Source organism: Achromobacter sp. D7-1, assembly GCF_059760445.1.
This window is the reverse complement of sequence record NZ_JCBAMT010000142.1, coordinates 1-9,670: the sequence shown is the minus strand read 5'-3', so window position 1 is coordinate 9,670 and position 9,670 is coordinate 1. Positions and strand designations below refer to the sequence as shown.

The 9,670-nt window shown below is 67.6% G+C and carries 8 protein-coding genes; 5 read left to right on the top strand and 3 right to left on the bottom strand.

What is annotated here, in order from left to right; genetic code table 11:
• Positions 1–103 precede the first annotated feature (103 nt).
• The 5 genes from AC6LKD_RS31895 to AC6LKD_RS31875 all read left to right on the top strand — a co-directional run bounded on the left by AC6LKD_RS31895 (position 104) and on the right by AC6LKD_RS31875 (position 6,236).
• Positions 104–1,135 (top strand): BMP family protein, encoded by a 1,032-nt coding sequence (locus AC6LKD_RS31895; protein ID WP_498118479.1) that lies wholly within the window; start codon positions 104–106, stop codon positions 1,133–1,135.
• Complete coding sequence (locus AC6LKD_RS31890) at positions 1,132–2,661, top strand: ABC transporter ATP-binding protein (RefSeq protein ID WP_498118478.1); 1,530 nt, start codon at positions 1,132–1,134, stop codon at positions 2,659–2,661. The genes AC6LKD_RS31895 and AC6LKD_RS31890 overlap by 4 nt, the downstream gene beginning before the upstream one ends.
• 49 nt (positions 2,662–2,710) lie before the next feature.
• Complete coding sequence (locus tag AC6LKD_RS31885) at positions 2,711–3,784, top strand: ABC transporter permease (RefSeq protein WP_013390808.1); 1,074 nt, start codon at positions 2,711–2,713, stop codon at positions 3,782–3,784.
• Positions 3,785–3,794: 10 nt separating this feature from the next.
• Positions 3,795–4,745, top strand: coding sequence for an ABC transporter permease (locus AC6LKD_RS31880; protein WP_013390807.1), 951 nt, complete (start codon positions 3,795–3,797; stop codon positions 4,743–4,745).
• 210 nt (positions 4,746–4,955) lie between these two features.
• Positions 4,956–6,236, top strand: a complete 1,281-nt coding sequence (locus AC6LKD_RS31875; RefSeq protein ID WP_498118477.1) for an amidohydrolase family protein — start codon at positions 4,956–4,958, stop codon at positions 6,234–6,236.
• A 30-nt stretch (positions 6,237–6,266) separates the two neighbouring features.
• Here AC6LKD_RS31875 and AC6LKD_RS31870 read toward each other — a convergent pair whose 3' ends face one another.
• The 3 genes from AC6LKD_RS31870 to AC6LKD_RS31860 all read right to left on the bottom strand — a co-directional run bounded on the left by AC6LKD_RS31870 (position 6,267) and on the right by AC6LKD_RS31860 (position 9,521).
• Positions 6,267–7,100 (bottom strand): AraC family transcriptional regulator, encoded by an 834-nt coding sequence (locus AC6LKD_RS31870; RefSeq protein WP_498118476.1) that lies wholly within the window; start codon positions 7,098–7,100, stop codon positions 6,267–6,269.
• A 79-nt stretch (positions 7,101–7,179) separates the two neighbouring features.
• On the bottom strand, positions 7,180–8,253 hold the full coding sequence (locus AC6LKD_RS31865; RefSeq protein WP_013390804.1) for an extracellular solute-binding protein: 1,074 nt from the start codon (positions 8,251–8,253) through the stop codon (positions 7,180–7,182).
• A gap of 104 nt (positions 8,254–8,357) precedes the next feature.
• Positions 8,358–9,521, bottom strand: a complete 1,164-nt coding sequence (locus AC6LKD_RS31860) for an alpha-hydroxy acid oxidase (protein ID WP_498118475.1) — start codon at positions 9,519–9,521, stop codon at positions 8,358–8,360.
• Positions 9,522–9,670 lie beyond the last annotated feature (149 nt).

Below are 9,670 nucleotides of genomic sequence, written 5' to 3'. Positions count from 1 at the left end.
CCCCCACAGATCCACCCCTAAGGTGGGTCGCCGGCCGCGCCAGATGTGTATAAGCGCCAGCCCCACCCCCTCCCCTTCCCTCCCCGGCGCAGGAGTCCCCCGCATGAAAGCCTTTCCCCCCCCGCCCGCCGCCGGCACCGCCCGCCGCGGCCTGCTCAAGCTGGCCGCAGCCGCTGCCGGCGCGCTGCTGTTCTCGGGCGTCGCCCAGGCCCAGGCGCCCGCCAAGACCAAGGTCGCCGCCATCTACACGGTGCCGGTCGAACAGCAATGGGTGTCGCGCATCCACAAGGCGCTGGTCGCGGCCCGCGATCGCGGCGAGATCGAATACACGTTCTCGGAAAACGTCACCAACGCCGACTACGAGCGCGTGATGCGCCAGTACGCCGAGCAGGGCAACAAGCTGGTGGTGGGCGAGGCCTTCGCGGTGGAAGCCGCCGCCCGCAAGGTGGCCAAGGACTATCCGCAGACCGCCTTCCTGATGGGTTCCTCGGGCAAGCCGCAGCAGCCCAACTTCTCGGTGTTCGACAACTACATCCAGGAACCCGCCTACCTGACCGGCATGATCGCCGGCGGCATGAGCAAGACGGGCAAGATCGGCCTGGTGGGCGGCTACCCCATCCCCGAAGTGAACCGCCTGATGCACGCCTTCATCGAAGGCGCCAAGGAAGTGAACCCGCAAGCCGAATTCACCGTGACCTTCATCGGTTCCTGGTTCGATCCCCCGAAGGCCAAGGAAGCCGCCTTCGCCATGATCGACAAGGGCGCCGACGTGCTCTATGCCGAGCGCTTCGGCGTGTCAGACGCCGCCAAGGAACGCGGCAAGCTGGCCATCGGCAACGTGATCGACACGCAGCAGCAGTATCCGGAGACCGTGGTGGCTTCGGCGCTGTGGAGCATGGAACCGACCATCGACGAAGCGCTCAAGCAGGTCCGCGCCGGCACGTTCAAGGCCGATGACTACGGCCAGTATTCGCTGATGAAGCACAAGGGCTCGTCGCTCGCGCCGCTGGGCACCTTCGAAAGCAAGATCCCGGCCGACCTGATGGCCAAGGTCCAGGCCAAGCAGAAGGCCATCCTGGACGGCGGCTTCAGCGTCAAGGTCAACGACAAAGAACCCAAGTCCTCGGCACGATGAACCACGCGTCTCTCGCCCTGCAGCTGTCGGGGATCACCAAACGCTTCGGCAGCCTCACGGCCAACGACGACATATCGCTCACGCTGCGCCAGGGCGAAGTGTTGGCCTTGCTGGGCGAGAACGGCGCCGGCAAATCGACCCTGGTGTCGATCCTGTTTGGCCATTACGTGGCCGACGCCGGCAACATTGAAGTCTTCGGCCAACCCTTGCCCGCCGGCCGGCCCGACGCCGCGCTGGCGGCCGGGGTCGGTATGGTGCACCAGCACTTCACGCTGGCCGACAACCTGACCGTGCTGGACAACATCATGGTCGGCACGGAATCGCTGTGGAAACTGGCATCCGGCCGCGGCAAGGCGCGCCAGCGGCTGGTCGAACTGGGCCAGCGCTTCGGCCTGGGCGTGGACCCGGACGCGCGCGTCGGCACGCTGTCGGTCGGCGAGAAGCAACGGGTCGAGATCCTGAAGGCGCTGTACCGCGGCGCGCGCGTCCTGATCCTGGACGAGCCCACCGCGGTGCTCACGCCGCAGGAAGTGCAGGACCTGTTCGCCACCCTGCGCGGCTTCGTCGACGAAGGCCTGGCCGTGATCTTCATCTCGCACAAGCTGGACGAAGTGATGGCGGTGTCAGGCCGCGTGGCGGTGCTGCGCCAGGGCAAGCTGGTGGCCGAGCGCGAGACCGCCAGCACCAACCCGGCCGAACTGGCCGAGCTGATGGTGGGCCGCAAGGTCGTCATGCCGCACGCCGAAGCCGTGGCCGCCGCCGAGCAGGCCGCGCCCGTGGTGACGCTGTCGCAAGTGACGGTGCGCGACGGCCGCGACGGCGCCACGCGCCTGGACAGCCTGGACCTGGTGGTCCACAAGCACGAGATCGTCGCCATCGCGGGTGTGGCCGGCAACGGCCAGCAGGCGCTGGTATCGGTGCTGACCGGCCTGCGCCAGCCCACGGACGGCACCATACGCCTGGGCCCCGAGCATGCGGCGGCCCCCACGACGCCAGCCGGCTGGACTGCGGCCCACGTCGGCCGCATCCCGGAAGACCGCCACGGCGAAGGCGTGATCGGCGACAGCCCCTTGTGGGAAAACGCCATCGTCGAAGACCTGAAGGACCCGCGCTTTGCGCGCTGGGGCCTGATTCGGGCGCGCGCCGGCAAAGCGTACGCACAAGCCTTGGCCAAGCAGTTCGACGTGCGAGCCGCGTCGCTCGACGTCCGCACCCGCAGCCTGTCCGGCGGCAACATGCAGAAGCTGATCCTGGGCCGCACGCTGGCGCGCCAACCGCGCTTCATCGTGGCCGACCAGCCCACCTGGGGCCTGGACATCGGCGCGGTCGCCTATGTGCGCGAGCAACTGCTGGCGGCGCGCACGCGCGGCGCGGGCGTGCTGCTGGTATCCGAAGACCTGGAAGAAATCTTCGCGCTGGCCGACCGCATCGCCGTGCTGTGCGGCGGCAAGCTGATCGCCGTGAAGCCGGTGTCCGAATGGACGCCCGCCACGGTGGGCCTGGCCATGACGGGCACGCAGGGATGACAACCCGCTCCCTTCCGCGCGACTCCACCCCCTACCGAGCATTACTCGCATGAAACTGATCCTGGAACGCCGTCCGGAACCCAGCCGCCTGGCGCTGGCCCTGGCGCCTTTCGCGGCCATCGCCTTCACGCTGGCGGTTTGCACCTTGCTGGTGGCCTGGGCCGGCGCCCCCGTGGGCCGCACCTATGCCTTGCTGTTCGAAGGCGCGTTCGGCTCGCGCTTCGCGCTGTCGGAAACGCTGACCCGCGCCACGCCGTTGATGCTGACTGGCCTGGCCTGTGCGGTGGCGTTCCGCGCGCGCTTCTACAACATCGGCGCCGAAGGCCAGCTGTACCTGGGCGCGCTGGCCGCGGTGGCGGTGGGCGGCCTGCATGACGGCACCGGCTTCGACCTGCCGGTGCCCGCGCTGTTTGCCGGCATGATGCTGGCCGCCGCCCTGGCTGGCGCCTTGCTGCTGCTGATTCCCGCCATCCTCAAGACCCGCCTCGGCGTGGACGAAGTGGTGACCACGCTGCTGGGCAACTTCATCGTGCTGCTGTTCGTGTCGATGATGCTGGACGGCCCCATGAAGGATCCCATGGCCATGGGCTGGCCGCAGTCCGTGGCGCTCAACGGCGACCTGGAACTCGGCAAGCTGATCGAACGCACCCGCGCTCACACCGGCCTGCTGTGGGCCGCCGGCCTGGCGCTGGGACTGTGGCTGCTGAACCGCTACACCGTATTCGGCTTCCAGATGCGCGCGGTCGGCGCCAACGCACACGCCTCGCGCTTCCTGGGCCTGCCGGTGAGCCGCGTCATGCTGGGCACCGCCATGCTGTCCGGCGCGCTGGCCGGGCTGGCGGGCGCGATCGAGGTCGCGGGCCGCACCGGCTACGTCACGCTCGACATGTCGCCGGGCTATGGCTACACCGGCGTGGTGGTAGCCATGCTGGCCGGCCTGCATCCGCTGGGCGTGATCCTGGCCAGCCTGTTCGTGGCCGGCATGCTGGTGGGCGCGGACAGCATGAGCCGCGCCATCGCAGTGCCGAACTACATCGCCGACGTCATCGTCGCCACATCGTTGCTCGCCATGCTGGTCGCGACGCTATTCGCGCAGTACCGCCTGCGCCGCAACCGGGCCTGAGGAACACGCCATGGAATGGATGGATCTGATGAGTTCTTCGGCGTTCTGGGTGGCAGTGCTGCGCCTGGCGACGCCGCTGATACTGGGCACGCTGGGCGTGCTGCTGTGCGAACGCGCGGGCGTGCTGAACCTGGGCATCGAAGGCATCATGGCCGCTGGCGCCTTCACCGGCTGGCTGGTGGTGTACCTGGGCGCGCCGCTCTATGTGGGCGTGCTGGCGGCCGCCTTTGCGGGCGCGGTATTCGGGCTGCTGCACGCAGTGCTGACCGTGCCACTCGGCCTGTCGCAGCACGTGTCCGGCCTGGGCGTCACGCTGCTGGCCACCAGCCTGAGCTATTTCGCCTACCGTGTCACCTTCCCCAGCGTGACCACGCCGCCCACCATCACGCCGTTCGCCGAGATGAAGTTCCTGGACGGCATTCCGTTCATCGGCCCGGTGCTGGCGGGACAGACGCCCATGACCTTGCTGGCCTTGGCCGCCGTGCCCATTCTGGCCTGGGTGCTGAACCGCACGCCGGTCGGCCTGGCGATCCGCATGGTGGGCGAGAACCCGGCTGCGGCCGAAGGGCAGGGCCTGTCGGTGACGCGCCTGCGCATGGGCGCCATCGTCGCGGGCTCCGCGCTGATGGGCGTGGCCGGCAGCTTCCTGACGCTGGCGGCGTTCAACGCTTTCTTCTTCAACATGGTCAACGGCCGCGGCTGGGTCTGCGTGGCGCTGGTCGTGTTCGCGTCATGGCGGCCCGGCAAGGCGCTGCTGGGCGCGCTGATCTTCGCCTTCTTCGACGCGCTGCAACTGCGCATGCAGCAAGGCGGCGCGGCCTTGCCCGGCCTGCCGGAATTGCCGTACCAGGTCTATCTGATGCTGCCCTATGTGCTGTCCATCCTCGCCCTGGTGGTGATGGCGCGCCGCGCCGCGTATCCGCAGGCGCTGATGAAGCCCTATCGCAAAGGCGAAAGGTAGGGGCCCCCCCGAGCGCTGCGCGCTTCCCCCAGGGGCGTCGCGATGGACCGGCAGAGCCGGCTCCATGCGACCCGGATGGGGGAGCACCAGCTTCATGCCGCCAATGAGCATCGCTTCGGACCGGCTGAGCGTCCCGGATAGGGCGACGCCGGTTTGATGCAACGAGGGGCGCAGTACCATGAACCACAGAAACCTTCAGCTAGGAACACCATGCTCGACCTGATACTCAGACACTGCACGCTGCCCGATGGCCGCCAGAACATCGACATCGGCATCGCCAACGGCCGCATCGTGGCGCTGGAGCCGGCGCTGAAGGCCGAGGCCGCGCAGACCGTGGACGCGGCGGGCCAGTTGGTGGCGCCGCCCTTCGTCGACGCGCACTTCCATATGGATTCCACGCTGTCCTTCGGACTGCCTCGCGTGAACCAGTCGGGCACGCTGCTGGAAGGCATCGCGCTGTGGGGCGAGCTCAAGCCGCTGCTGACCCAGGAAGCGCTGGTCGAGCGTGCGCTGGCCTATTGCGATTGGGCCGTGGCGCGGGGCTTGCTGGCCATCCGCTCGCACGTGGACGTGTGCGATCCGCGCCTCTTGGCCACGGAAGCGCTGCTGCACGTGCGCGAGAAGGTCAAGCCTTACCTGGACCTGCAGCTGGTGGCCTTCCCGCAGGACGGCGTGCTGCGCGCCCCCGGCGCCCTGGACAATCTCAAGCGCGCGCTGGACATGGGCGTGGACGTGGTCGGCGGCATTCCGCACTTCGAACGCACCATGCAGGACGGCGCGGAATCGGTGCGCATCCTGTGCGAACTGGCTGCTGAACGCGGCCTGCGCGTGGACATGCACTGCGACGAAAGCGACGATCCTCTATCGCGCCATATTGAGACGCTGGCGTACCACACCCAACGCCTGGGCCTGCAAGGCCGCGTGACGGGTTCGCACCTGACGTCCATGCACTCCATGGACAACTACTACGTCTCCAAGCTGATCCCGCTGATGCGCGAAGCCGGCGTAGCCGCCATCGCCAACCCGCTGATCAACATCACGCTGCAAGGCCGTCACGACACCTATCCCAAGCGCCGCGGCATGACCCGCGTGCCCGAGTTGTTGGCAGCCGGCGTGCCGGTGGCCTTCGGCCACGACTGCGTGATGGACCCCTGGTACAGCCTGGGTTCGGGCGACATGCTGGAAGTCGCGCACATGGGCCTGCACGTGGCCCAGATGACGGGCCAGGACGCGATGCGCGCCTGTTTCGAAGCCGTCACCACCACGCCGGCCAAGATCCTGGGTCTGGACGAAACCGGCCTGGCGGTCGGCAAGCGCGCTGATCTGGTGCTGCTGCAGGCGCGCGATGCCGTCGAAGCGCTGCGCCTGCGCGCCACCCGCCTGATGGTGCTGCGCGCCGGCCAGGTGGTGGCGACCACGCCGCCCGCCACCGCGACCCTGAACCTGCCCGGCCGTCCGGCCTCGGTCAGCTTCCAGACGCCAGCCCGCTGAGCGCGCAAGGCGCGGCGGCGGTGCCGCGCCTTACTTCAACGGCAGGCAGATGCGCGTTTGCAGCTGCGCCGGCGGCGTGGTGCGCGGATCATTCAGATACTGCTCGAACATCGGAAAATCCGCCGGCACCTCGCCGCTGCCGGGCAGCCATTCCGAGAACATCCAGTTGTAGGGCTTGTCCATCTCGTTGTAGGGCCCGGTGTAGGTCAGGATGGCGCAGCGGCCTTGCGGGATCTCGAAGCGTTCCAGCTCCGCGCCCAGGTCGGCGTCGGGCGCCACCGACATGCCGGCCATGGAACGCAGCTGGCTGGCCAGCACCTGCTCGGGGTCGTCGAAATACACGCCATAGCCAATGGAATCGGGCTGCGCAATGCCGCGGCTCACGGCCAGCATGAAGGCGCGCGAGAACAGCGGGCCGATCTCCTGATAGCTGCCGCGATGCGGCAGGACCGCCAGCGTCGCGCCGGGAAAAGTTTCGATCTTGATGGGATACATGCCTAGCTCCTGGGGGTCGAAGGGACGGGAGCGGACAGCCCGGTATCGCCCCGGCGAGATGCCGAAGGTCGCGCCGAATGCCCGGTTGAACGCCGCGTCCGACTCATAGCCGGCGCGCTGCGCCACCTCGCGCAAGGAAGCCTCGGAATTCCCCAACGCCACCGCCGCGCGGTGCATGCGGATACGCTGCACGGTGGCGTTCACCGTCTCTCCCATCATGGCGCGGTAGACGCGATGGAAGTGATAGGGCGACAGGCAGGCCAGCTCGGCCAGCCGGTACAGGTCCGGGTCGGCGTCGGGGTGGCTTGCCAGCCAGCGCAGGACGGGCTCCAGGCGCTGGCCATAGTGGTTCAGGGTTGCGGGCTTCATGCGGTCTCCTTGGAGAGCAATGTAGCGGGCCGGCCTTTGCAGATTTTGCGCTTTTTTGGCCCACCCGGGACAGAGGCCGTCAGCGCCCGATCTCCCGGTTCCAGCGGGCGTTGAACGCGGGCCGGGTCTCGTTGATCTGGTCCCAGTTCGGTATCTTGGCGTTCGACATATAGCCCTGGAAACGTTGCAGCGCATCCGCATGGTCGGCGGGAGCCAGCACGTTGCGGTTGGACGGGAAGTGCCCGCCCATCTCCAGCGCCTTGGTCTGCGCCCGCTCGGACAGCAAATACAGCGCCAGCTTCTGCGACAGCTCCGGCTGGCTGTTGCCGGCAACGACGCATTCGCCCACCATCAGGATCATCGATCCCTCCCTGGGTTGCGCGTATTCCACGTGCACGCCGCGCTTCTTCAGGCGAGTGATGGCGGTGGGTGTCCAGGGAAACAGCGCCGCTTCGTCGGCCTGCACCATGTCGGCCAGGCGCGCCGAATCCGGCAGGTATTCGCGCACGTTCGGGCCGACCACGGTCGGCCAGTGCGCGAAGCCCGGTCCGTAGTTCCGGTCGTCGCCGCCCAGGATGCGGTTGATCATCAGGAACGTATGCAGGCCAAAGGTGCTGCTCGAGGCCGACTGGACCACGACCTGGCCCCTGTACTTCGGATCGGCAAGGTCCATCCACGAAGTCGGCGGCGCCCAGCCCCGCTCGGCGAAGACCTTGGTGTTGTAGCCCAGGCCGGTCATGCCGATGTCGATCCCCGCGGCCATGCGATCCTTCTTCACCGCGGTGGGGTACAGCTCCTTCAACACCGGATCGTCATTGAGTTGCGCGCACAGCCCCATGGATATCGCGCGCGCCATGACGCCGTCGTCCAGGAACATAAGGTGCAGCCGCGGCTTGTCCTTTTCCGCTTGGGCCCGCGCCAGCACCTCTGTCGATATGCCCGGCTCCACCACAATCCGGACGTTATGGGCGCGCTCAAAAGCCGGAAACACATGCTGCGTGAACACCCGCGCCATGTCGCCGCCGTTCATGCCGACATGCAGCGTGGTCTGCTGCGCCGCGGCCCCGGCCGACAGCAACGCCGCCACCGCCGCGCCCAGCAGCCGCTTGCCCGCGCCCGGGTGGCGTGCCTTGTCTTGTTTGTTACGCGTCATGATGGCTCCTGCGTTTGCTCATGTGCCCTCCCAGAGCGCGCGCCAACGAAAAAAGCCTGGCACGCTACCGTATCCAGGCTTTTTCTCATGGGCCGCCGAACCGTTCAGTTCAGGTAGGTGCCGGGCAGCAGGATGCTGCGGTCGCCGGGCTCGATAGAGCGACGGCCGCACAGCGCCATCGTCGTATCCATTTCCTTGTACAGGATCTCCAGCACGCGTTTCACGCCGGCCTGGCCGTAGGCGCCCAGGCCGTACAGGAAGGCGCGGCCGATCATGGCGCCGCGCGCGCCCAGCGCCACGGCCTTCAGGATGTCCTGGCCGGAACGCACGCCGCCGTCCATCCACACTTCGATCTTGGAACCGACGGCATCGGCGATCGAGGGCAGGGCGGCGATGGACGACATGGCGCCGTCCAGTTGGCGTCCGCCGTGGTTGCTGACGATGAGCGCGTCGGCGCCGCTATTGGCGGCCATCTGCGCGTCCTCGACGTCCAGGATGCCCTTGATGATGAGCTTGCCGCCCCAGCGCTGCTTGATCCATTCGACGTCGTCCCAGCTCAGGCGAGGATCGAACTGGTCGGCCGTCCAGGACGAAAGCAAGGACAGGTCGTCCACGCCCTTGACGTGTCCGACGATGTTGCCGAAGGTGCGGCGCTTGGTGCCCAGCATGCCCATGCACCAGCGCGGCTTGGTCGCCAGGTTGATGAGATTGCGCAGGGTGGGCTTGGGCGGCGTCGACAGGCCATTCTTGATGTCCTTGTGGCGCTGGCCCATGATCTGCAGGTCCAGCGTCAGCACCAGCGCCGAGCAGCCGGCAGCCTTGGCGCGGTCAATGAGGCTGGCGACGAACTCGCGGTCGCGCATCACGTAGAGCTGGAACCAGAAGGGCTTCTTGGTCGCTTCGGCCACGTCTTCCAGTGAGCAGATGCTCATGGTGGACAGGGTGAAGGGCACGCCGAAATCCGCCGCCGCCTTGGCCGCCAGGATTTCTCCATCGGCGTGCTGCATGCCGGTCAGGCCGGTAGGCGAAATCGCCAGCGGCATGATGACATCGTGGCCCACCATGGTGGTGCGCAGCGACCGGCCTTCCATGTTCACCGCCACGCGCTGGCGCAGCTTGATCTTCTGAAAATCGCTTTCGTTGGCGTGGTAGGTGCCTTCGGTCCAGGCGCCGGAATCCGCGTAGTCGTAGAACATGCGCGGCACGCGTTTCTGCGCAATGGCGCGCAGATCTTCGACGCAGGTGATCTTGGAAAGGTTAGCGGTCATGAAGTGGTCTATGGAGTGATGGGGCGCCAGCTGCGGCTCGTTATTGTTAGACGCCGGGCCGCCAGCTGCGGGCAGCTCCAGCGATTGCGCGGGCCCCCCAGGGCCCGCAACGCCGCCCAGTATACGCGCCGAGGCCGGCAAGCGTTGCT